The sequence below is a fragment of the Streptomyces sp. CB03238 genome (genome assembly GCF_002099185.1).
Taxonomy (GTDB): Bacteria; Actinomycetota; Actinomycetes; order Streptomycetales; family Streptomycetaceae; genus Streptomyces.
Genome location: NZ_NBCN01000014.1, coordinates 125,905 through 149,411, shown reverse-complemented (window position 1 = coordinate 149,411; position 23,507 = coordinate 125,905). Strand labels below are relative to the sequence as shown.

13 protein-coding genes and 3 pseudogenes are annotated in these 23,507 nt (G+C 69.1%); 10 read left to right on the top strand and 6 right to left on the bottom strand.

Annotation, left to right across the window (positions count from 1 at the left end; all coding sequences use genetic code 11):
- Positions 1–222 precede the first annotated feature (222 nt).
- Together BKD26_RS25310 and BKD26_RS25305 are read left to right on the top strand one after the other, a co-directional pair.
- Positions 223–4,512, top strand: coding sequence for a discoidin domain-containing protein (locus tag BKD26_RS25310; RefSeq protein ID WP_084902383.1), 4,290 nt, complete (start codon positions 223–225; stop codon positions 4,510–4,512).
- A 54-nt stretch (positions 4,513–4,566) separates the two neighbouring features.
- Complete coding sequence (locus BKD26_RS25305; RefSeq protein WP_107417986.1) at positions 4,567–4,902, top strand: DUF1349 domain-containing protein; 336 nt, start codon at positions 4,567–4,569, stop codon at positions 4,900–4,902.
- A gap of 15 nt (positions 4,903–4,917) precedes the next feature.
- On the opposite strand, the gene BKD26_RS41550 is transcribed toward BKD26_RS25305, so the two are convergent.
- The 3 genes and pseudogenes from BKD26_RS41550 to BKD26_RS25295 all read right to left on the bottom strand — a co-directional run.
- Positions 4,918–5,142, bottom strand: a complete 225-nt coding sequence (locus BKD26_RS41550; protein ID WP_241518824.1) for a hypothetical protein — start codon at positions 5,140–5,142, stop codon at positions 4,918–4,920.
- Positions 5,143–5,751: 609 nt separating this feature from the next.
- Positions 5,752–5,892, bottom strand: a complete 141-nt coding sequence (locus tag BKD26_RS42290; protein ID WP_179166685.1) for a hypothetical protein — start codon at positions 5,890–5,892, stop codon at positions 5,752–5,754.
- A gap of 185 nt (positions 5,893–6,077) precedes the next feature.
- Positions 6,078–6,632 (bottom strand): annotated as a pseudogene (locus BKD26_RS25295) (hypothetical protein); the annotation flags it as partial.
- Between the two features lie 838 nt (positions 6,633–7,470).
- Between BKD26_RS25295 and BKD26_RS25290 the strand changes: the two are divergent.
- The 7 genes and pseudogenes from BKD26_RS25290 to BKD26_RS25260 all read left to right on the top strand — a co-directional run bounded on the left by BKD26_RS25290 (position 7,471) and on the right by BKD26_RS25260 (position 17,817).
- Entirely contained in the window at positions 7,471–8,889 is a 1,419-nt protein-coding gene (locus BKD26_RS25290; RefSeq protein ID WP_084902376.1) for an extracellular solute-binding protein, read from the top strand.
- A gap of 130 nt (positions 8,890–9,019) precedes the next feature.
- The gene (locus tag BKD26_RS25285; protein ID WP_084902374.1) at positions 9,020–9,979 is read left to right on the top strand and encodes a sugar ABC transporter permease; all 960 of its coding nucleotides are present in this window, start codon (positions 9,020–9,022) and stop codon (positions 9,977–9,979) included.
- A 16-nt stretch (positions 9,980–9,995) separates the two neighbouring features.
- Positions 9,996–10,871: a carbohydrate ABC transporter permease gene (locus BKD26_RS25280; RefSeq protein ID WP_084902371.1), complete on the top strand. Its 876-nt coding sequence runs from the start codon at positions 9,996–9,998 to the stop codon at positions 10,869–10,871.
- A gap of 117 nt (positions 10,872–10,988) precedes the next feature.
- Positions 10,989–12,590, top strand: coding sequence for an alpha-amylase family glycosyl hydrolase (locus tag BKD26_RS25275; RefSeq protein ID WP_084902369.1), 1,602 nt, complete (start codon positions 10,989–10,991; stop codon positions 12,588–12,590).
- Between the two features lie 181 nt (positions 12,591–12,771).
- Positions 12,772–14,814 (top strand): glycosyl hydrolase family 28-related protein, encoded by a 2,043-nt coding sequence (locus BKD26_RS25270; protein ID WP_084902366.1) that lies wholly within the window; start codon positions 12,772–12,774, stop codon positions 14,812–14,814.
- Between the two features lie 91 nt (positions 14,815–14,905).
- A pseudogene (locus BKD26_RS25265) lies at positions 14,906–16,711 on the top strand (ABC transporter ATP-binding protein).
- Between the two features lie 41 nt (positions 16,712–16,752).
- A complete protein-coding gene (locus tag BKD26_RS25260; RefSeq protein WP_084902363.1) occupies positions 16,753–17,817 on the top strand; it encodes an aminoglycoside phosphotransferase family protein in 1,065 nt (354 codons plus the stop codon).
- 30 nt (positions 17,818–17,847) lie between these two features.
- Here the strand turns inward: BKD26_RS25260 and BKD26_RS25255 are convergent, their stop codons facing one another.
- Together BKD26_RS25255 and BKD26_RS40485 are read right to left on the bottom strand one after the other, a co-directional pair.
- Entirely contained in the window at positions 17,848–18,672 is an 825-nt protein-coding gene (locus BKD26_RS25255) for an ABC transporter ATP-binding protein (protein ID WP_277622413.1), read from the bottom strand.
- 1,031 nt (positions 18,673–19,703) lie between these two features.
- Entirely contained in the window at positions 19,704–20,012 is a 309-nt protein-coding gene (locus tag BKD26_RS40485) for a hypothetical protein (protein WP_179166680.1), read from the bottom strand.
- Here BKD26_RS40485 and BKD26_RS25250 point away from each other — a divergent pair.
- Positions 19,980–20,814 (top strand): annotated as a pseudogene (locus BKD26_RS25250) (family 16 glycoside hydrolase); the annotation flags it as partial. The gene BKD26_RS40485 and the pseudogene BKD26_RS25250 sit on opposite strands and share 33 nt — an antisense overlap.
- An 83-nt stretch (positions 20,815–20,897) precedes the next feature.
- On the opposite strand, the gene BKD26_RS25245 reads toward BKD26_RS25250, so the two are convergent.
- A complete protein-coding gene (locus BKD26_RS25245; protein ID WP_143662710.1) occupies positions 20,898–23,474 on the bottom strand; it encodes an alpha-amylase family glycosyl hydrolase in 2,577 nt (858 codons plus the stop codon).
- Positions 23,475–23,507 lie beyond the last annotated feature (33 nt).

The window sequence follows — 23,507 nt, the reverse complement described above, 5'->3', positions numbered from 1 at the left end:
GGACTGGGAACACCCCGCCGCCTCTGGCGAGCGGGGTCTTCGCCATGCCTCCGACCGGCCGGTTCGGTTTCCGGAATCCAACTACCTTTTGATGTAGACGAGTTGGTTAATTTCTGCAACTCTTCCACCGTTCGCAGTAAATGGACGACAAAGGCGAGCGGTACGGGATTTCGACGAGCCGCGCCACGCAGCCATCGCATGCGGGGCCGAGATCGAGGACTGATGAAACTGCACAACTGGAGATCACGGAGCATGTGCGCCGTGATCGCGACGAGCCTGCTGGCGCTGGGCGGTCCTCTCGTGACCGCCCAGGCCGCCGGAGGCCCCAACATCGCCCTGGGCGACCCCACGGCGGCCAGTAGCGGAGCGGCCGAGTACGGCGCCTCGAACGTCACCGACGGCAATCAGGGCACCTACTGGCAGAGCGCCGGTTCGAGCTTTCCCCAGTGGGTCCAGGCAGACCTCGGCACCAGCACACGCGTCGACGAGGTCGTCCTCAGACTTCCGGCCGGCTGGGAGAGCCGCAACCAGACGCTGTCCGTCCAGGGCAGCGCCGACGGCACCAGCTTCTCCACCCTGAAGAGCTCGGCCACCTACGCCTTCAGCCCGGGCGCCGGCAACACCGTCATGGTGAGCTTCCCCGCCGCCCAGACCCGCTTCGTGCGCGTCGACATCACCGCCAACACCGGCTGGCAGGCCGCCCAGCTCTCCGAGCTGGAGGTCCACGCCGCCGACGGCACCTCTGCCAACCTGGCGGCCGGCAAGACCCTGACCGCGAGTAGCCACACCGAGGTGTACACGGCGGGCAACGCCAACGACGGCAGCAAGGCCACGTACTGGGAGAGCCGGAACAACGAGCTGCCCCAGTGGCTCCGGGCCGACCTCGGATCCTCCGTCCGCGCCGACCGGGTCGTCCTGCGGCTGCCCGACGGCTGGGGGACCCGCAGCCAGACCCTGAAGATCCAGAGCAGCGCGAACGGCACGGACTTCACCGACCTCACGGCGTCGAAGGCGTACGAGTTCGCCCCCTCCGGCCAGAACTCCGTGACGATCCCCTTCGGCGAGACGACGGCGCGGTACATCCGGGTCTTGGTCACGGCGAACACCGCGCAGCCTGCGGCCCAGCTCTCCGAGCTCGAGGTCTACGGACCGGCCACCGGTGACACGCAGGCGCCGACGGCGCCCGCGAACCTGGCGTTCAACGAGTCGGCGACCGGTCAGGTGAGGCTGACGTGGACCGCCTCGTCGGACAACACCGGTGTCACCGGCTATGACGTGTACGCCAACAACACGCTGCTGACGAGTGTGGCGGGCGGCGTCACCACGTACACGGACAACCGCCCGGCGAACCAGACCGTGACGTACCACGTCCGGGCCAAGGACGCGGCCGGCAACCAGTCCGCGAACAGCAACACCGTCACCCGTCAGGGCGACACTGGTGACACGCAGGCGCCGACGGCGCCCGCGAACCTGGCGTTCACCGAGTCGGCGACCGGTCAGGTGAGGCTGACGTGGACCGCCTCGTCGGACAACACCGGTGTCACCGGCTATGACGTGTACGCCAACAACACGCTGCTGACGAGTGTGGCGGGCGGCGTCACCACGTACACGGACAACCGCCCGGCGAACCAGACCGTGACGTACCACGTCCGGGCCAAGGACGCGGCCGGCAACCGGTCGGGCAACAGCAACACCGTCACCCGCAACGGCAGCGGCTCCACGGGCTCCAACCTGGCCGTCGGCAAGGCGATCAGCGCCTCCTCCACGGTCCACAGCTTCGTCGCGGCGAACGCCAACGACAACAACACCGGCACCTACTGGGAGGGCGCGGGCGGCAGCTACCCGAACACCCTCACCGTCAAGCTCGGCTCCAACGCCGACCTCGACCGGCTCGTCCTCAAGCTGAACCCCGACACCGCCTGGGGCGCGCGCAACCAGACCATCGAGGTCCTCGGCCGCGAGCAGAACGCGGCGGGCTTCACGAGCCTGGTCGCCGCGAAGAGCTACACCTTCGACCCGGCCGGCGGCAACACCGTGACCGTCCCGGTCACCGCCCGTGTCGCCGACGTGCAGCTGAAGTTCACCGCCAACTCCGGCTCCCCGGCCGGTCAGCTCGCCGAGTTCCAGGTCATGGGCGTGCCCGCGCCCAACCCGGACCTGGAGGTGACCGGCCTGACCACGACGCCGGCCGCCCCGGTCGAGTCGGACCAGATCACGGTCAACGCCACGGTCCGTAACAGCGGCCCGGCCGCCGCGCCCGCCAGCGCCGTCGCGCTGCGGCTGGGAGGCACGAAGGTCGCCACCGCCCAGGTCGGAGCCCTCGCCCCTGGGGCCCAGACCACCGTCAGCGCCTCCATCGGCGCGCGGGAGGCCGGCTCGTACGAGCTGAGCGCGGTCGCCGACGAGGCTAACGCGGTCATCGAGCAGAACGAGACCAACAACACCCACACCAGCCCCACCACGATGGTGGTCAAGCCGGTCACCAGCTCTGACGTGGTCACCACCTCGGTCACGACCACCCCGTCCAGCCCGTCCGCCGGTGACACCGTCTCCTTCAAGGCGACGGTGAAGAACCAGGGCAACCAGGCCACCTCGGCGGGCAGCCACGCCGTCACCCTGAACCTGCTCGACAAGCAGGGCGCCACGGTCAAGACCCTGACCGGCTCCTACAGCGGCAGCCTCGCCGCGGGCGCCTCGACCGTGGTGACCCTCGGCCCGTGGACCGCCGCCAACGGTTCGTACACCGTCCGCACGGTCCTCGCCGACGACGCCGGCGAACTGCCGGTCAAGCGCGCCAACAACACCGCCTCCCAGCAGCTGTTCGTCGGGCGCGGCGCGAACATGCCGTACGACATGTACGAGGCCGAGGACGGCACCCCGGGCGGCGGCGCGACCGTCGTCGGGCCCAACCGCACGGTGGGCGACATCGCGGGCGAGGCGTCCGGCCGCAAGGCGGTGAACCTGGACGCGACCGGCGAGTACGTCGAGTTCACCACCCGGGCCTCCACCAACACCCTGGTGACCCGCTTCTCCATCCCGGACGCCCCGGGCGGCGGCGGCATCGACTCGACGATCAACGTCTACGTCGACGGGGTCTTCAAGAAGGCCATGCCGCTGACCTCGAAGTACGCGTGGCTGTACGGCGCCGAGACCGTCCCCGAGAACGCCCCGTCGGCCGGTGGCCCGCGCCACATCTACGACGAGGCGCACCTCCTGCTCGGCGAGACCGTTCCGGCGGGCAGCAGGATCCGCCTTCAGAAGGACGCCGCCAACACCGCCGCGAACTACGCGATCGACTTCGTGAACCTGGAGCAGGTCGCCCCGGTCGCCAACCCCGACCCGGCCGCGTACGCCGTGCCGGCCGGCTTCGGTCAGCAGGACGTCCAGAACGCGCTCGACAAGGTCCGCATGGACTCCACCGGTAAGCTCGTGGGCGTCTACCTGCCGCCCGGCGACTACCAGACGTCGAGCAAGTTCCAGGTGTACGGCAAGCCCGTGCGGGTCGTCGGGGCCGGGCCCTGGTACACGAGGTTCCACGCGCCGGCCTCGCAGAACAACACCGACGTCGGCTTCCGGGCCGAGGCGGCCGCGAAGGGTTCGTCGTTCCGGAACTTCGCCTACTTCGGCAACTACACCTCGCGCATCGACGGCCCGGGGAAGGTCTTCGACTTCGCCAACATCACCGACATCGAGATCGACAACATCTGGACCGAGCACATGGTCTGCCTCTACTGGGGCGCCAACTCGGACCGGATCACGATCAAGAACTCCCGCATCCGCAACATGTTCGCCGACGGCATCAACATGACCAACGGCTCCACCGACAACCACGTCGTCAACAACGACGCCCGGGCCACCGGCGACGACAGCTTCGCCCTGTTCTCCGCGATCGACGCGGGCGGCGCCGACATGAAGAACAACGTCTACGAGAACCTGACCAGCACGCTGACCTGGCGGGCCGCGGGCCTCGCCGTCTACGGTGGCTACGCCAACACCTTCCGCAACATCCACATCGCCGACACCCTGGTGTACTCCGGCGTCACCATCTCCTCGCTGGACTTCGGCTACGCGATGAACGGCTTCGGGACCGAGCCGACGACCCTGGAGAACATCTCGATCGTCCGGGCGGGCGGCCACTTCTGGGGCAACCAGACCTTCCCCGGCATGTGGCTCTTCTCCGCATCCAAGGTGTTCCAGGGCATCAGGGTGAACCACGTCGACATCGTCGACCCCACCTACAGCGGCATCATGTTCCAGACGAACTACGTCGGCGGACAGCCGCAGTTCCCGATCAAGGACACCGTCCTCACCGACATCTCCATCACCGGAGCCCGCAAGAGCGGCGACGCCTGGGACGCCAAGTCCGGCTTCGGCCTCTGGGCGAACGAGATGCCCGAGGCGGGCCAGGGTCCGGCCGTCGGTGAGGTCACCTTCAACGGCCTGCGGATGAACGGCAACGCCGTCGACATCCGCAACACCACCTCCACCTTCAAGATCAACATCAACCCGTAGCTCCATTGTCCTCCGGCGTCCCCCGGAGACACCCGTCGGCGCAGGACCTCCCCCGTGAGGTCCTGTGCCGGCCCCGTGCCGGAGACGGGCGGCACTCCGCACCTTGGCGCGGTCGTCACGCATGACACCTCCGACTGGTCGCTGGCCCCCGTCCCCGAGTGGGCGGGAACACCGGTCACGGTGCGGGTCAGCCGCTCCGGAGACGCGCTCACCATCCGCGCCCGCACAGGCGAGGGCCCTTGGCGGATGATCCGTCTCGCGCACATGCGGCCGGCCGCGATCGCGACGGCGGGACCCTTCTGCTGCTCGCCCCGGCGCGAGGGGCTGCGGGTTCGCTTCACCCGCTTCGCCTTCGGCCCAGCCGACACCGGCCTGCACGAGACTCCGTAGCGACCCGTCGGCGTGTCATCGGCCGCCGACCCGAACGGGTCGCGGGGGCTCGGCAAAGGGGATGAGGGAGAGGAAGAGGCGGTCGGCCGGGAAGCAAAGGCTTCCGGGGTTGTCCGGCAGCAGTTGTTCGGTCCAGATCGTCTTGCCGCGGCTGCTCTGGCCCGTTCCCCAGTGATGGGCGAGCTGCCCGACCAGGAACAGTCCGCGCCCGCCCTCGTCGTCCTGCTCCGCACGCCTCATGTGGGGTGTCGCACTGCTACTGTCCGAGACCTCGCAGATCAGGACCGGTCCCGGATCAGGCGCGGCCCGATGGGCCCTTCGGTGTACCGGAACGCGTGCCGGCGCGCTCGCTGACGATGAGCTTCGTCTCGGACACCAGGTCCGTGATGCCCCAGGCGTCCAGCGTCGCGCGCACGTGCCGGCACGCGGCGGAGGCGCTGTGGGGGCGTTGGCGAGGGGCCACGAGGCCAGGCGATCGGGATCGAGCGCGCGGGTCCGCGCCAGCAGCAGGAGCGCGTCGTCGGTTGGAGGGCCGGGCAGCATGACCGAGACGAGGGCGTCGCACCGGTCCCGGAGCGATCCGTCACCACCGGTCAGCACCGCTCGGTGAGTCTCCAGGCACGCGGCGTCCGTGCCCCGCTCCAAGCCCGCGTTCCGCAGGGCCACGATGCTTCCTTCGGGGACCGCGAGGCTCGTGACCGTATAGGTGGCCTCTCCCATGCCCAGCAGCGGACCTCGCGGTACCTCGATCGGTTCGACCCGTCCGTCGGGTGTCATGCGCACCGGAGCCGGATGGCCCTCCGTGGCGACCTCGCACCCGCGACTGACGGGGTCGTAGAAGGCTGCCAGTCACGTCGCCGCTTCTGGCGAGGGCTCCCCGCCGGCTCGGCCGGCTGCTCGGCGCAGCTCCGCGGTCAGCCGGTGCAGCCGTTCCAGCATCTCGCCGCAGGCCAGGTCCATCGCGGCGAAGGCCCGTACGGCAGTGCGCAACCGTCTTATCAGGCTGACCGCGCCCATTCCGTGCCCCGGATATAGCCGGCCACCAGCGCGACGCGCGCGCCGGAGAGCGGGACCACGACGAACCACTCGCCGCCGGAGGCGACGGGCCAGCAGGTGGGCGGGCCGTCCGAAGGCGCAGGTGGCTGTCAGCGGGCAGAGCGCGGGCGGTTGCGTGATTACCCACCCTGAACGTCGGTTTCTTCGTCCATTCGTTCGAGCTGATCGGGCAGAGCAGGGTCTCGGGTGTTTACGGGCAACGGCGGTGAAACGAGGGCGAGTGCTTCCCTGGCATTGTGCTCGGCGATCCCTTGCATGGACCTGCGATCGGGGAAGGCGCTATCGAGGAGGCGCAGTGGCCCGGCCGTCAGTGAAAGTCGCATGGCGAGCGTGTAGAGGTCGAGGCGCTGTGCATCGAGACCTCGTCGGGACAGTGCGGTGTAGTGCTCGCCGAAGCGGAGCCGGAGGAAGACGTGCTTCCATTCGATGTCGAAGTGCATCAGGCCCTCGATGTCGGTCAGGACGGGGTGTCCGTCGCCGTCGACCAGGACGTGGTCGGGTCCGAGTTCTCCGTGGATCAGTCCGTACTCCGTGCGTGCACTCACCCGTGTCGCCAGTTCGTGCAAGCGGTCGTGCAGGGGGTTGGCAGCCGTTGCGATCCTGCCGTCTCGGTCTGCCGCCTCATGTAGGTCCTGCAGCGCACGCTCCAGGACGAGTTGCTCGCACGAGGTTCCGGCTGAGAACGGGCGTACTGCTCCGGGTGCGCACCACCTCGCAGAAGTCGCTCCCGACATGAGCGGCACGTGTCGGGGAGGCGTACACGGCGACGATTCCGAGCGCTCCTTGTTACTGGGAACGGCTCTTGGGATCACCGTTTGGGCGACTTCGGCGACCGCCCTGGATCGGCCGGCTGCCACGTCGCGCAATCTCGGGCGGTCGATCCGATGAGTGCTGCCGCGGTCACCAGGCCGGGGGCCGCCACGGGAACCGACATGCCCTGGGCATCGCGATCCCCAGGCCCGACGGTCCGTAGGCACTGGGCGTAGAGAGGTGATTCACAAGACGAGGATCCTTGGTGAGGCCTCGGTCGGTCTCAGGTCTTCTCCGGTGCGGGGTGACCGTCCAGGACCGGAGGCTGTTCACGTGGGCCGAGTCGGCCGGGACGGGTCAGGTGCCGGGGGGCAGGCCGGGGTGCGGCTCATCCTGCCCCGTTCGCTGCGGGTTTCAGTGAGCGCTCTGCCTTCAGAGGAGGACCTCTTCGAAGGGATCTATGGATAGTCACCTACGGATCCCAGCCCTTCCGGTGGTTATGGCGCTCGATAGACAGGCACCTCGGTGGGGAATTGCGGGAGGCGTATCCAGGTGGCTCCGCCCTCTCCGTAATGTCGCAACCCTGCGCATCGGTCACGATACGATTACGCAGTCCTGTCGGGCAATTACGAAATCAACGCGAGATCTTGCGTTCACTTGTTGGTGGTGGTTGAGTGTGCCGCACCCCACAACGCCGTCGGCGGAGGGGGTGACCTCCACGTTCACGCACCGCTCCTCGCTCATGCCCGAAGGGGTCCACCCATGAGAAGTGCCCGGTTCCGCCGCAGCCGTCGTGCCGCCGCGATCACCCTCGTCTCCGCCCTGTCGCTGACCGCGCTCGCCGCCTGCGGCACGAGCAGCAGCGACGACAGCAACAGCGACGGATCCCAGCAGAACGGTTCCTCGGATCCCACGCTGCCGCTGGACCCGAAGACCAAGGTGACGCTCACGATCGACTGCATGCCGCCCGCGGCGAAGGCGCCCGAGCTGAAGGAGTGGAAGGAGGACGTCGCCGAGTTCAACAAGACGTACCCGAACGTCACGATCGAGGGCCGTTCCACCCCCGGCCAGTGCCTGGAGCCGCCGCGCTTCACCGCGATGCTTAAGGCCAAGTCGCAGCCGGACGTCTTCTACACGTACTTCACCGACCTGCCGCAGGTCCTGGACAACGACGGCGCCGCCGACATCACCGACTACGTCCACCCGAAGTCCGTCCCGCTGCTCAAGGACATCGACCCGAACGTCCTGAACTCCCTCAAGCAGGACGGCAAGCTCTACGGCCTGCCCACCAGCAACTACACCATGGGCCTGCTGATCAACCGCAAGCTCTTCAAGGACGCCGGCCTGAACCCGGACACCCCGCCGCGCACCTGGGAAGAGGTCCGGGCGGCCGCGAAGAAGATCGCGGGCCTGGGCAAGGGGATCTCCGGCTTCGGCGAGTACAGCACGGGCAACCAGGGCGGCTGGCATTTCACCGCGCAGATGTACAGCGTCGGCGGTGACGTCGTGGACGCGTCCGGCACGAAGGCCGCGTTCAACAACGAGCTCGGCAAGCAGGTCGCGAAGAACCTCCACGCCATGCGCTGGGAGGACGACAGCATGGGCAAGACCCAGCTGCTCAAGTGGGGCGAGCTGCAGAAGCAGATCGCCACCGACAAGCTCGGCATGTTCCTCGCCGCCCCCGACGACATCGCCTACATGGCCCAGCAGCTGGGTGCGAAGTACGAGAACTTCGGCATGGGCCCCATTCCCGGCGGCAAGAACACTCTCGCCGGCGGCAACAACTACATGATCAAGAAGGGCATCTCGCCCGACAAGATCAAGGCCGCGATCGCCTGGCTCAACTTCAAGAACCTCACCGTCGGCAAGGGCCAGTTCGACTGGGCCCGCACCAAGGCCGACGGCCTCCCGGTCGGTATCCCGCAGCCGAACTTCTGGCTGAACGACTCCAAGACCAAGGACGACGCCGCCCGCGTGGAGCACGCCACCATGCCGGTCGAGAACTTCAAGACCTTCATGGACAACCCGGTCGTCGGCAAGGCCGAGCCGCCGAAGGCGCAGGAGGTCTACAAGATCCTCGACAACGTGATGTCAGGCATCCTCACCAACAAGGACGCCGACATCGACAAGCTCCTCTCCACCGCCGAGGCACAGGTCAACCAGGTCCTCGCCAACCAGTGACCGGCCGGGTGCGGGGCGGGCGTCCGCCCGCCCCGGCCCAGAGGGGCCGACCGGACCGACTCCGGCCCGCCCCGGCCCATCAGCCCGCCCGATCGGGCTCAGAACCGGCAGACAGTACCAAGGAGCGACGATGTCGGCCCCCAGCCTGACCCCGAGCAAGGCGGATCGCAGCCGCCCCACCCCGCCGCGTGAGACGAAACCCGGGCCTGCCTCCGGCGGCTTCGCTCGTGCCCTGCGGCGCAATCTGACCGCCCACGGGTTCCTCATCGGCGCGATCCTGTGCTTCGCGGTCTTCTCCTGGTACCCGATGGTGCGCGAGTTCTTCCTCGCCTTCCAGAAGACCGAGGACGGCCGGACCACCTGGGTCGGGTTCGACAACCTCGTGACGGTGTTCAACGACCCCGCCTTCTGGCAGGCCTGGGGCAACACCGGCCTGTTCACCGTGCTCGCGCTGGTCTTCGGCTTCGCCGTACCGTTCCTCGTCGCGATCGTCATCAACGAGTTCCAGCACGGCCAGGGATACCTCCGGCTCCTGGTCTACCTGCCCGTGATGCTCCCGCCGGTTGCCTCGGTGCTGCTCTTCAAGTACCTGTACGACCCCGGCTACGGCCTCCTCAACGAGCTGTTCACCTCGATCGGACTGCCCGAGCAGCAGTGGCTGCAGGACCCGGACATCTCGATGATCGCCGTCGTCATCGCCTCCACCTGGATGAACATGGGCGGCGCCACGCTGATCTACCTCGCCTCACTCCAGTCCATCCCCGGCGAGCTGTACGAGGCCGCCGAACTCGACGGCGCGGGACTGCTCCGCAAGATCTGGCACGTCACCATCCCGCAGACCCGCCTCATCCTCTCGCTGATGGCGCTCATGCAGATCATCGCCACGATGCAGGTCTTCGTGGAGCCGTTCCTGCTCACCGGCGGCGCCGGCCCCGAGGGATCGACCACGACCGTCGTCTACCTCATCTACCAATACGCCTTCAACTTCAACAACTACGGTGCCGCGGCGGCGCTCGGCCTGCTCCTGCTCGTACTCCTCGCCGGCTTCTCGGCGGCGTACGTCAAGCTCAGCCGCGCCGAGGACGAGTAGGACCGGGGAGACCAGCATGTCCACACGCACACTCATCTCGCCGGCCGTCCTCGCCAGGCCTCGCGGCAAGGCCCTCTACTGGACCGTCTTCGCCGCGGTCATCCTTCTGTTCACCCTGGCCTTCCTCGGCCCCCTCTACTGGCTCGTGTCCAGCGGCTTCAAGGACGCCCAGGAAGTCATCGCGACACCGCCGACCCTGGTGCCCGAATCGTTCGAGCCGGAGAACTACACGCGGGCCTGGGAGGTCATGGACCTCGCCACACTCCTCTTCAACACCCTCTACTACGCCTTCGGGGCGCTCGCCTTCCAGCTCGTCCTCGACGTGGCGGCCGCGTACTCGCTCTCGAAGCTGCGGCCCGTCTTCGGCAAGGCGATCCTCGGCATGATGCTGGCCACGCTGATGATCCCGGCGACCGTCCTCGTGGTGCCCCAGTACCTCACCGTGCTCGACGTACCCGTCATCGAGCGCAACCTCCTCAACACGCCGTGGGCGATCTGGCTGCCGGCCGTCACCAACGCCTTCAACATCTTCTTGCTGAAGCGGTTCTTCGACTCCATCCCCAAGGAGCTCCTCGACGCCGCCTCCATGGACGGAGCATCACCCCTGCGGATCCTGTGGTCGATCGTGCTCCCGATCTCCCGGCCCATCCTCGGCGTCGTGTCGATCTTCGCGGTCGTCGGCGTCTGGAAGGACTTCCTCTGGCCGATGCTCACCCTCCCCGACCCGACGAAGCAGACCCTCAACGTGGGGATCTACTCCCTCTCCAACGGAGTCCCGGTGAACGTCCTCATCGCCGCGCTCACGATCGCCTCCGTACCGACGCTGCTGATCTTTCTGATCTTCCAGCGCAACATCATGAGCGGCCTCACCGCCGGCGGACTCAAGGGCTGACCGGGTTCCCTCCTCCTCCCTTCCGCACCCCAGAACTTCGTCGCCGGCCCGCCTTCCCGTGCCCCGCCGCACCGGGCCGGCGACGAAGAACCCCGACCTGCCCGAAAGGACCGTCCCGTGGCAGCCCCTGACACCCCCCGCACCGACGACTGGTGGCGCAGTGCCGCCATCTACCAGGTGTACCCACGCAGCTTCGCCGACGGTGACGGCGACGGCACCGGGGACCTCGCGGGCGTCCGGGCGAGACTGCCCTACCTCGCCGAACTCGGCATCGACGCCCTCTGGTTCACCCCCTGGTACGCCTCCCCGCTGGTCGACGGCGGCTACGACGTCGCCGACTACCGCACCATCGACCCCGCCTTCGGCACCCTCGCCGAGGCCGAGAAGCTCATCGTCGAGGCCCGTGAGATGGGCATCCGGGCCATCGTCGACATCGTCCCCAACCACGTCTCCGACCAGCACCAGTGGTTCCGCGAGGCGCTGGAGGCCGGCCCCGGCAGCCCCGAGCGGGCCCGCTTCCACTTCCGGCCCGGCCGGGGCGAGAACGGCGAACTCCCGCCCAACGACTGGCCGTCCCAGTTCGCCGGGAACACCTGGACCCGCGTCCCGGACGGCGAGTGGTACCTCCACCTCTTCACCCCCGAACAGCCCGACCTCAACTGGTCCCACCCCGACGTCCGCCGGGAACACGAGGACATCCTGCGCTTCTGGTTCGAACGAGGCGTCGCCGGCGTACGGATCGACTCCGCGGCCCTGCTCACCAAGGACCCCAGCCTCCCCGACTTCGTCGAGGGCGTCGACCCGCACCCGTACATCGACCAGGACGAGATCCACGACATCTACCGCTCCTGGCGCGCGATCGCCGACGAGTACGGCGGCGTCTTCGTCGGCGAGGTCTGGCTCCCCGACGCCGAACGCTTCGCCCGCTACCTCCGCCCCGACGAACTCCACACCGCCTTCAACTTCAACTTCCTCGTCTGCCCCTGGGACCCGGACCGGCTGCGTTCCGTCATCGACGCCACCCTCGCCGAACACGCCCCCGTCAATGCCCCCGCCACCTGGGTACTCTGCAACCACGACGTCACCCGCACCGTGACCCGCTACGGCCGCGAGGACACCGGCTTCGACTTCGCCAAGAAGCGCTTCGGTACCCCCACCGATCTGGCACTCGGCACCCGCCGCGCCCGCGCCGCCGCCCTCCTCACCCTCGCCCTGCCCGGCTCCGTCTACCTGTACCAGGGCGAGGAACTGGGGCTGCCCGAGGCGGACATTCCCCGGGACCGCATCCAGGACCCCATGCACTTCCGCTCCGAAGGCGTCGATCCCGGCCGTGACGGCTGCCGCGTTCCCCTCCCGTGGGAGGCCGACGCCCCGGCGTACGGCTTCGGCGGTACGGAGCCGTGGCTGCCGCAGCCCGCCGACTGGGCCCGCTACGCCGTCGACCGGCAGGCGGCCGACCCCGGCTCCATGCTCAGCCTCTACCGCACCGCCCTGGAGCTGCGCCGCACGGAGGCCGGACTCGGAGACGGACCCATGGGATGGCTGCCGTCGCCCGAGGGTGTGCTGAGTTTCGCCCGCGCGGAGAACCTCCTCTGCGTCGTCAACCTTGCCGGCCACTCCGTACCCCTTCCGACGCACACCGATGTCCTGCTCGCCAGCGACGAGCTGCCGGCGGACGGCGTCCTCCCCCCGGACACCGCCGTCTGGCTGCGTACCTGACCACGCCGCCACTCGACGGAGTGCTCGCCGTCCGACGGCATACCTGACCACGCCGCGCACGGCGGGATGCCCGGTGTGCTGGCCCCTCGCGAGGAGTCAGCACACCGGGCCTGCTGCTCCCACGGCCCGGGCCGCACGCTCGGGCGATGTCCGCATCACCTCTGACGGAAGTGAGCCCGATATGCATGCGAGCCGATCCGGACGCGGCGCCCGTAGCGGCCGAAGAGCCGTGCTCACGACCGCCGCCCTCGCACTGAGCCTGAGTGTCGGCCTCGACGGCGTCGCGACGGCGGGCACTGCAGACCACAAGCAGGCCGGCGCCGTTGGTCCGGTGGTCACCAGGGCGGCCCTCGCCCCCGAGCTCGTCACAGGCCGCGGCGCCACCGTCGCTTTCGACGAGCAGGAGGCGGAGAACGCCGTCACCGACGGCACGGTCATCGGACCGGACCGGACGCCCTACACGCTTCCCTCCGAGGCGTCAGGACGCTCCGCCGTACGGCTGACCGCAGGGCAGCACGTCGAGTTCGTCCTGCCGCGGCCCGCCAACGCCCTCACCGTCCGCTACAGCGTTCCCGACGCGCCCGAGGGCGGCGGCATCACCGCTCCGCTCGACGTCAGCGTCGACGGACGCCACCGCGAGACGATGACGCTGACCTCCCAGTACTCCTGGCTCTACAACCAGTACCCCTTCACCAACGACCCGCGCGCCGACCTCCTCCACCCCGACTGGTGGATCACCGAGTGCGCCTGCGTCCCCGCGGCCACCACCCCGGCGCCGGAGATCACCAAGCCGTTCCGGCCCACCCACTTCTACGACGAGCAGCGGCTCCACCTCGGCCGCACCTACCGGGCCGGGGACCGGGTCCGGCTCACCATCCCCGCGAACAGCCCCGCGGCCTGGACGGTGATCGACCTCCTCGACATCGAGCTGGTCGCCCCGCCGCACGTGGAGCGCGGCGGCGTGAACGTCCTGGCCTTCGGCGCCGACCCCACCGGCCGGCGTGACGCGGCCCCCGCCATCGAGCGGGCCATCGCCTTCGCCCAGCGCGTCGGCCGGAACGTCTACATGCCCCCGGGCACGTTCCAGGTCAACCGCCACATCGTGGTGGACGACGTGACGATCGTCGGCGCGGGCAACTGGCACACCGTCCTCAAGGGCCGCCAGGTCACCCTGGCCGAGCCCGCCCCCGACGGCTCCCGGCACACCGGCGTCGGCCTGTACGGCAGGAGCGCGGCCGAGGGCGGCAGCCGGAACGTGCACCTGCGCGGCTTCGCCATCGAGGGTGACGTCCGCGAGCGGATCGACAGCGACCAGGTCAACGCGATCGGCGGGGCCATGAGCGACTCCACGATCGACGGCCTGTACCTGCACCACACCAAGGTCGGCCTGTGGTTCGACGGTCCGATGGCGAACGTGCGGGTCACGGACAACGTGATCACCGACCAGATCGCCGACGCCCTCAACTTCCACACCGGCGTCACCGACTCCCTGGTTCACAACAACTTCGTCCGCAACACCGGCGACGACGGCCTGGCCATGTGGTCGGACACGACCACCGACGCCCGCAACACCTTCTCCCGCAACACCGTCCAGTCCCCGACCCTCGCCAACGGCATCGCGATCTACGGCGGCGAGGACAACACCGTCAGCGGCAACCTCGTCGCCGACCCGGTACGCGAGGGCAGCGGTCTGCACGCCGGTTCCCGGTTCGGAGCCGAGCCCTTCACCGGCGCCCTCCGCTTCACCGACAACACCACTGTCCGGGCCGGCACCCTCGACCTCAACTGGCGGATCGGCCTGGGCGCGATCTGGTTCTACGCCCTGGACAAGAGCATCGACGCCGACGTCCGCGTCACCGGCGACCACTACCTCGACTCCACCTACAACGCGATCATGCTGGTCAGCGACTACGGGGTGAAGGACAAGGTTGATATCCCGGCCGTCCACTTCAAGGACGTCCGCGTCGACGGCACCGGGAACTCCGTCGTCAGCGCCCGGGTGAAGGGTTCCGCCACCTTCGAGAACGTCGACGCCCGCAACGTCGGCGCCGTCGGCGTCAACAACTGCGGCTCCTTCAACTTCCCCGGTACAGGCTCGGAGTTCGCCCTGACCGACCTCGGCGGCAACGACGGCGGCTGGCTCGCGCCCTGGCTGCTGCCGAGCACCATCACCTGCGAGGACCGCCCGCCCGTCGTCGCGCCACCGGCACCGTCCACCTGGTGACGCGACCACGGCAGACGTAAGGAGTACGGGCGGCGCGACCGGTCCACGGACCGGCGCGCCGCCCCGCACCCCGTTTTCCGGCAGAGCAGAGATGGCACCCATGCGACAGAAACAGCCCACCTCACGGGCGGCCTCCCTGCCCGCCGACCACGTCTACGGCGGGAAGAACCCCGTACGCACCCTCGGCCGGCTCCTGCGCCCCGAACTCCCGAGGCTGACAGTGGCCGTCGTGACCTTCGTCGCCAAGCACAGCCCCATCTGGCTGCTGCCTCTCATCACGGCCGTGATCCTCGACGTGGTGGTGGAACACCGACCCGTGTCCGAGCTGTGGACCGCCACCGCGGTTCTGCTGACGATCCTCCTGCTCAACTTCCCCCTGCACCTGGTCTACGTGCGCTGTATGGGAACCATCGTGCGCGGCCTTGGCACGATGCTGCGCTCGGCGCTGTGCGCCCGTATGCAGTAGCTGTCGATCGGCTACCACTCGCGGACCAGTGCGAGTGTCCTTCAGGCGAAGGTAATCCGGGACGCCGAAGCGGTCGAGCAGATGCTCATGCAGTGCGCCGATCTCGGCCTCGCGGCCGTCGTCACCCTCGTCGGGGGCCTGGTCGTGATCGGGCTGCGCGTCCCGTCCTTCCTGCCCGTCTTCCTGATCGTCGTCCCGGCGGCGGGGCTGCTCGTGATGAGGCTTCGGGGCCGGCTCCGGGACCAGAACGAACTCTTCCGGCGCCGCGTTGAGCAGTTGTCCTCCAGGGTGGGGGAGGTGACCTCGCTCATCCCCATCACCCGGGCCCACGGCCTGGAGCACGCGGCCCTCGGTCGCGTGAACGCCACGCTGGACGAGGTCCGCTCGGAGGGCATCCGGCTCGACCTGCTCAACGGCCGCTTCGGCTCGCTGGCGTGGATCGTGCTGAACACACTCGGTCTGCTGTGCCTGACGGGTTCGGCGCTGGTGGCGTACCACGGCTGGCTGCCCGTCACGGCCGGCGACGTCGTCATGCTGAGCGGCTTCTTCACCATCCTGACGGGTTCCGTCACCACGCTGCTCAGCCTCGCCCCGGTCCTCAGCAAGGGACTGGAGTCGGTGCGCTCGATCGGCGAAGTGCTTCAGGAGCCCGACCTGGAGCGGAACACCGGCAAGGAGCAGATCTCCTCCGTCGAGGGGCGCATCGACTTCGAGAACGTGAGCTTCGCCTACGGGGAACCCGGCGCGGCAGACCGACAGGTCGCCGTCGACCGGGTGACCCTGTCCGCGCGTCGTGGGGAGACCGTCGCTCTCGTCGGGGCGTCGGGAGCGGGCAAGTCCACCGTCCTCAACCTGCTGATCGGCTTCATCCGTCCCACCGGCGGCCGCATCCTCCTCGACGGCACCGACATGGCCCGGCTCGACCTGCGGAGCTACCGCCGCTTCGTCTCCGTCGTACCCCAGGAGTCGATCCTCTTCGAGGGCACGATCGAGGAGAACGTCACGTACGGTCTGCGCGACATCGGCAAGGAGGCTGTTCGACAGGCCCTCCAGGACGCCAACGCGCTGGAGTTCGTCGACAGCCTCCCGCACGGCGTCAACACCGTCGTGGGGGAGCGCGGCGCCCGGCTGTCCGGCGGTCAGAAGCAACGCCTGGCCATCGCCCGGGCTCTCATCCGCGATCCCCGCGTGCTCGTCCTCGACGAAGCCACCTCGGCCCTCGACAACCCCTCGGAAGCGCTGATCCAGCAGGCGCTGAGCCGTCTGGTGCGGGGCCGGACCGTCTTCGTGGTCGCCCACCGCCTCTCCACGATCCAGGACGCCGACCGCATCGTCGTCATGGACCGCGGCCGTATTGCGGAAGTGGGAACCCATGACGAACTCATCGACCGAGGCGGCCCGTACGCGAGGATGCACACGGCGCAGCGCTGAAGCGGCCCACTCCGCCACGGCCGGAAGCAAAGGAGAAGAGGATGGCTGACAGGCGGTTTCCGAGCGCTGCGACGCTCGCGGAAGTCCTCGCCTCCAGGCCCGGTGCCGCCGGGAAGCCCCAGGTGATCGCGGTGCGGGATCTGTCGCCCGGGTTGGGCCAGGCCGCCGTGCTCGGAGTCACCGTCGAGGTCGGCATCGGAGCGGAACCCGAGAACTGGATCGTTAAAATGCCCTGGTGGGGACACCGTTCGGGGCTTGATGCGCGGGACGCCTCCCTGGGGCACCGGGAGGCGCTGTTCCTGGACGGTGACCTGCCTGGCCGGCTGCCGTCCGGCCTGGCTCTGCCCGCGGACACCGCCGTGGTGCGGCATGACGAGGCCGTGTGGATCGTGATGCGAGACGCCAGTGAGGTGTTGCTGCGGCCATGGGTGCCCACATCCGCCCTGACAGCTGCCCGGCTGATGGCCTCGCTGTACGTTCCTGGAGCCGGTGCCGCCTGCCTGGATACCGAATGGTTGGAGCGCGACGGCGGCAACGCGTACGCGCACCATGTGCCGGCCGGGCATGCCAATCTCGACGCGCTGGCCGGGGACGAGCGGCTGCGCCATCTCTTTCCAGGCGCCGAGGTGGACGCCCTGCACCGTCTTCTGGACCGGGCGGACGCTGTCACCGCCTTGGCCCGCCGTCTCCCCAGCACTCTCGTGCATGGCGACTTCCACCCCCGCAACGCGGGCGTTGCCGACGACGGGACGATGACCCTGATCGACTGGGAGCACGTGGGCGTGGGACCGGTCGGATACGACCTCGGAACTTTCGCTTCGCTCTACAGGGCCTTCGGGGGCGTCGGGTACCTCGACGAGAGGGAACTGCTGGCCGCGTACGCCACCGCGCTGAGCGAGGTGGCGGGCGTCGACCTGCGCGGCCACGCAGCTGTCGGGTTCGCCACCGTCCTTCTCACCTGGGGTCTACATCTGCGTCTGGGCCCCGGACTCACCGCGGTGCGAGAAGGCTTCCTCGGGGAAGGTCCTGAGGACATCGCGCCTCACGTGGAGGACATCCGCCTCGGTTGTCGGCGCGCCCTGGCCTGGGCTCCCCTGGCCGAATGAGTGGCGGGGTCTCGTTACTCACGAGCGTGCCTACTGTTCCGCCGTCCCGGTCGGCTGTCCGTGGCGCAGTTGGTAGCCGTCGGCCTGGGCGAGGAACATCGCCGCGTAGTCTCCGTGCAGCTTCATGAGGGTTTCGTGATCGCCTTCCTCGATGACCTGGCCGTCTCGCAGGACGAGAATGCGGTCTGCGTCCCGGACGGTGTTCAGGCGGTGAGAGATGAGCAGACTGCTGCGTCCGCCCCGGTGTTCCCGCAGGCCGACGTGGATCTCGCGTTCCGCCAGGGGATCGAGGCCCGATGACGGTTCGTCGAGAATCATCAGGTCGACGTCGTCGCGGACCAGGGCGCGGGCGATCGCGATGCGTTGCCACTGGCCCCCGGAGAGCAGGACGCCGGTCTGATCCGGCACGGAAGACCGGTCGGCCGGTGCGGGACGACCTCGGCGCCAGGTGGTCGGGCCGCCCGGTTCGGTGGCGGTTTTGGGCAGGTGCGTGCGGCTGAGCCACGTTTCGTATCCGTGGGGGAGGGCGGCGAGGGCGGCGTCGATTCCTGCTCGGTCGGCGGCCATGCGCAGACGGGGCAGGTCGCCGAAGGCGTTGAGGTCGCCGACGGCGATGTTGTCGGCGGCCGACATGTCGTAGGCCATGAAGTCCTGGAACACGACTCCGATACGGCGGCGGAGCGATGCGAGAGCGAGGGCGTCCAGGCTGGTGCCGTCCCAGGTGACGGTGCCGCGGGTGGGCTGGTAGAGGCCGCACACGAGCGTGACGAGGGTGGACTTGCCCGCGCCGTTGACTCCGACCAGAGCCACTGTCTCCCCTCGCCGGATGGTGAGGTCCCCCCCCGCAGTACCCACTCGTGGGTGGGGTGATAGCGGAACCAGACATCACGGAGGACGACTCCCTGGCGCAGTGGTGACACGTCGGGAAGAGACTCCGCGCGCCGTGCGGGCGGCTGGACGAGTTCCCAGTAGTGGCGGAAGAGCAGCAGGGCCTGATGTACCGAGCCCAGCAGGCCGGCCAGGGAGGTGATGGTGGACTGGACGATGGCGAGGGCGGCTGTCACGACGGCGAGATCGCCGACGCCTCCTCGTCCGGTGTCGATGAGATGTACGGCGGTGGCCAGCGCCGTGGCCGCGAGCAGACCGGAGGCGAGGGCGAGGGCGCTCTCGACCCGCAGGGCTGTTCGGTCGACGTCGCGTTCGCCGGCTTGTGCTTCAGGAGTGGTGAGCTCGGCCACCTCGCTGCGGCGACGGCCCAGCCTGAACTGCGCGTAGAGAGCCGGCGCCGTGGCCGACAGTACGAGAGCGGCGATGAGCGGGGAGAACCCGTAGAGGACGGTGACGAACCCGCCGACCGTGAGCAGACTCTGGAGGACGGCCAGCACGGTTCCGGTCACCAGCTGTGGGCTGGTCTGACCGGCCTGCTGTGCGAGATGCAGGTGGTCCCGATGCGCCGGGTCCTCCAGCTCGGCGAGCCCTTCGCCACGACTGACCGCCGCGAACAGTTCGGCCCGCGTGTGCAGGGTGACCCTGCGGTCGGCTTCCCGTTCCGCGTACTGTGCGACCTCACCAGCGACGGCGATCATGCCGCCGGCTGCGGCCAGTACGGTGACGGACATCCACAACGGCGGCCCCCCTCGGCCGCTGAGCCCGTCCAGGATCGACTTCGCGGCCCAGGCCGAGACCACCGGCGCGGCTCCGGACAGCAGACCGATGACGAGCCGGAGCAGGGCCTGAGCCGGTGCCGCGCGCAGGTACAGCAGGCAGGCACGGCGCAGGAGGCGCGCACCGGCCAGTACCCCCGGCGCGCGGGGTGGAGAGGAGGCCGGTTCTTCCACCCGGATCGGGAGCGGGGGTACGGCGGAGGTGTCGGTGTGCACCGGGGCTCAGTTCGTCGGAAGCGGGAGCGGTATGCCGGCCAGGTTCGCGGAGTGGGCGGTGACTGTGCCGTCCGGGCCGATCAGGTGGTACGTGGGCGTCGCGTCGATCTCGAAGACCCGCATGACAGAGCGGGCGTCGGCGCCGGTCACCAGCGTGCCGGCCGAGGACAGCAGCCCGTGCATCCCGTGACTGTCCGGGCCGTTGTCCAGGAGCGCGGTGATCAGTTGTACGCCCGCGTCCGACAACTGCGGCTCGCGTGCGACCAGTTCCGGTACGTGCCCGAGTCGTACGCCGAGCCCGCCTTCCGGCGGCACCTCCTCGGCGGCATCCGCTGGGCCGCCGGGACGACCGAGGCCGACTGCCGTCCGGAGACCGGCTACACCCCCCTCTTCGACGGCTCGTCCACCACCGGCTGGAAGCAGGCCGGCCCCGGCGGGTTCACCCTGGCGGACGGCGCCCTCACCTCGCAGGGGGACTGGGCATGCTCTGGTACTCCGCCCAGGAGTTCACCGGCGACTACTCCGTCAAGCTCGACTGGAAGGCCGCCGGGGACGACAACTCCGGGGTCTTCATCGGCTTCCCGGCCTCCGACGACCCCTGGTCGGCGGTGAACAACGGCTACGAGATCCAGATCGACGCCACCGACTCGGCCGGACCGCACCACCGGGGCCGTCTACGGCTTCCAGTCCGCCGACATCGCCGCCCGCGACGCCGCGCTCAATCCGCCGGGCGAGTGGAACACCTACGAACTCCGCGTCACCGGCGAACGGCTGGAAATCTTCCTCAACGGCCGGAAGATCAACGACTACACCAACACCGACCCGGCCCGCAGCCTGCGCCAGGGCCACATCGGCATCCAGAACCACGGCGACGGCGACGACGTGTCCTGCCGCAACATCCGCGTCAAGCAGGGCGGCGGCCAGGAACCGGCCCCCGCTCCGGTGCGGTGAAGGGGGTCAACGGCAAGTGCCTGGAAGTCGACGGCGCTCAGACAGCCGACGGTACGAAGGTGCAGCTCTGGACCTGCAACCGGAGCAGCGCGCAGAAGTCGACGGCACCGCGGTCCACCTGTGGACCTGCCACACCGGAGCCAACCAGAAGTGGACCCTGCCCTGACGGACGCGCCGGCGCGGGCCGGTTGAGGGAGCACGGCTGTGTGCCGCCGTTCCGGGGCGGCGGCACACGGCGTCAGGTGGCGGTCATGACTTCTTGAAGACGGTGACGGCGAGTCCGTCGGCGGTGGTGCTGGTGAAGTCAGCGGCCCCGTTGGTGTCGAGGACCTTCTTCCAGGTGCCCGCGGGCAGAGTCACGTTGTAGGGGCTGTTCGTCGGGTTGTAGACGACCACGGTGTCGTGGCTGGTGGGCGCGGCGGCGTTGGAGCTGATCGCCGAGGTGACGACGGATCCGTCGGTGGTGGTGGACATCTGAGCCTTCACCGCGTCCCAGGTGCTCAGGCGCAGCGCGGGGCTGTTCTTGCGGAGCGCGATGGCGTCCTTGTAGTAGCGGAAGGCGGCGGCGTTCTGGGCCTTCTCGCCCCACTGGAGGGCGTTGACGTGGTCGCCGGCCTCGTAGGAGTTCTTCGCGGTTTCGTAGTCGCCGTTGACGACCTTGGAGTGGAGGAACTCGTCGCCTTCGTAGAAGAAGGGGATGCCCTGGGAGGTGAGGACGATGCCGGCGGCGAAGCGGTTCATCTGTCCGGCGCGCCCGGCGGGGCCGCCTGGCACTCCGGAGTAGGTGATCTTGTCCCAGAGGTTGAGGTCGTCGTGGGCGGAGACGTAGTTGAGGGTCTGCTCCGGGTCGTAGGCGAAGGCCGGGTCCCAGGGGTTGGACAGGGCGCTGGTGCTCTTGGTGGCCAGTGGGGAGCCGCGCATGCCGAGGGCGATGGCGGAGGTGTTGGAGGAGGAGCCGCCCATGTAGCCGAGGACGCGGTCGCGGGTGCCGCCCTTGATGGCGTCGCGGTAGGCGCCGTTGAAGACTCCGACGTGGCCGTCGGCGAGGGTGGGGGCGGTGCCGTAGCGGACCTTGACGGCTTCCTGGGGGTCGCTGACTCCGCCGCTCCAGGGCTCGCCGTGGATCTGCAGGATGCGGTCGGGGAAGGCGGCGTTGAGGTGCTTGGCCCAGGCGTCGACGTTCTTGGCGTGGTGGATGCCCAGGAGGTCGAAGCGGAAGCCGTCGATGTTGTAGTTCTTGACCCAGTACTCGAGGGAGTCGCGGATCACGCGGCTGACCATCGGGTTGCCGTCGTCGATGGAGTTGCCGGTGGCCGACAGGTCGGTCGGGGTGTAGTACTTGCCGGTGATGTTCTGGAAGACGTCCTTGTTGGCGGTGTGGTTGTAGACGACGTCCATGAGGACGCGGATGCCGTTCTTGTGGAACTCGTTGACCATGTTCTTGAACTCACGGATCCGGTCCTCGGGCGCGGTGAACTGGGAGAACTGTTCCTCGGGGACGCTGTAGTTGAGCGGGTCGTAGCCCCAGTTGGGCACGGTGCTGTGGAAGTCGAAGGCCGGCATCAGCTGCACGTGCGTGACGCCGAGTTCCTTGAGGTGGTCGATGCCGGTCCTGACGCCGTTGTGCGTGGTGCCGGTCTGGGTGAGGCCGAGGAACTTGCCGCGCTTGGCGCTGTCGACTCCGGAGCTGGGGTCGATCGTGAAGTTGCGGACGCTCAGCTCGTAGACGACGGCGTCCTCCCGCTTGGTGAGGGCGGGCCTGGGGGCCCAGCCACCGGTGGGCTGGACGGCCTCGGCGTCCACGACGATGCCCTCGGTTGTGCCGGGCTTGACCATACGGGCGTACGGGTCGCGGACCGCGTTGTTGCCGACGCGGAACTGGTAGGGCTGGTTCTTGAGGTCGCCGGGGACGACGGCCTGGTAGACGTCCGTGTAGCCGCTGACGTCGGCGGGCCGGAGGGTGTGCGTCTGTCCGCCGACGGTGACGCTCACCTGGGAGTTGTCGGGTGACCAGATCCGGAAGGTCGTCTGGGTGGGCGTGTACAGGGCGCCGAGTGTGCCGCCGAGGGCGGGGCCGGGCGGCTCCTGCGTGCGCACGCTCAGGACGTGGGTGGTGCTGTTGTAGGAGAAGTCGGTGGTGGCGCCGTTGGCGGGGACGGTGAAGCTGATGTCGGCGCCCGTGGGGCTGCCGCCCTGGCCGTAGCTCTCGGCCCAGGACTGGCCGATGGCGGCCTTGACCTTCCAGGTGCCGGCCGGGATGGCGGTGGTGGACCAGGTGTAGGTGCCGTCGCCGTCGATGTCCTTGAGCCAGGAGGTCAGGCAGTCGGGGGCCCAGTCGGCCGCGCAGCCCAGCTCGGACTGGAAGGAGCCCGCAGCGGTGACGATCTTGTTGTTGATGTCGTCGGCGATCCAGTGGGTGACCGGATCGTAGACGAAGGTGACGTTCTTGCCGCCGGCGGGCACCTGGAGAGGGATGTCGGCGCCGTGGTACTGGGCGTGGGCGCCGTAGTTGTCGGCCCAGCTGTTGTTGAGGGCCGCCTTGTAGGCGTGGGAGCCGCCCGGCAGGGTGAGGGTCTTCGACCAGGCTCGGGAGCCGTCGGTGCGGGCGGTGAGCTGGGCCTTGGCGCAGCTGGGAGCCCAGTCGCCGGCGCAGCCGATCTCGCTGTTGAACGTGCCGGGGACGGAGACGGCGGTCGTGGGTGTCTCGGCCTGGGCGGCTGTGGACAGGGCGGGCACGAGCGCCAGTCCCATGGCGATCGCGGCGAGGGCCGCGGACGCGGCTCGTGCTCTGGGGCGCCGGGGGCGGCGCGTCGTGGTGCCGTGCAAGGGGGTGCCTCCTCGGGATGTGGATCACCCGTC

Bases quoted from the DNA above. Each gene is read 5' to 3' on its own strand.
- BKD26_RS25310 (WP_084902383.1), top strand. From the start codon at position 223: ATGAAACTGCACAACTGGAGATCACGGAGCATGTGCGCCGTGATCGCG.
- BKD26_RS41550 (WP_241518824.1), bottom strand. From the start codon at position 5,142: ATGAGGCGTGCGGAGCAGGACGACGAGGGCGGGCGCGGACTGTTCCTG.
- BKD26_RS25290 (WP_084902376.1), top strand. From the start codon at position 7,471: ATGAGAAGTGCCCGGTTCCGCCGCAGCCGTCGTGCCGCCGCGATCACC.
- BKD26_RS25285 (WP_084902374.1), top strand. From the start codon at position 9,020: ATGTCGGCCCCCAGCCTGACCCCGAGCAAGGCGGATCGCAGCCGCCCC.
- BKD26_RS25280 (WP_084902371.1), top strand. From the start codon at position 9,996: ATGTCCACACGCACACTCATCTCGCCGGCCGTCCTCGCCAGGCCTCGC.
- BKD26_RS25270 (WP_084902366.1), top strand. From the start codon at position 12,772: ATGCATGCGAGCCGATCCGGACGCGGCGCCCGTAGCGGCCGAAGAGCC.
- BKD26_RS25260 (WP_084902363.1), top strand. From the start codon at position 16,753: ATGGCTGACAGGCGGTTTCCGAGCGCTGCGACGCTCGCGGAAGTCCTC.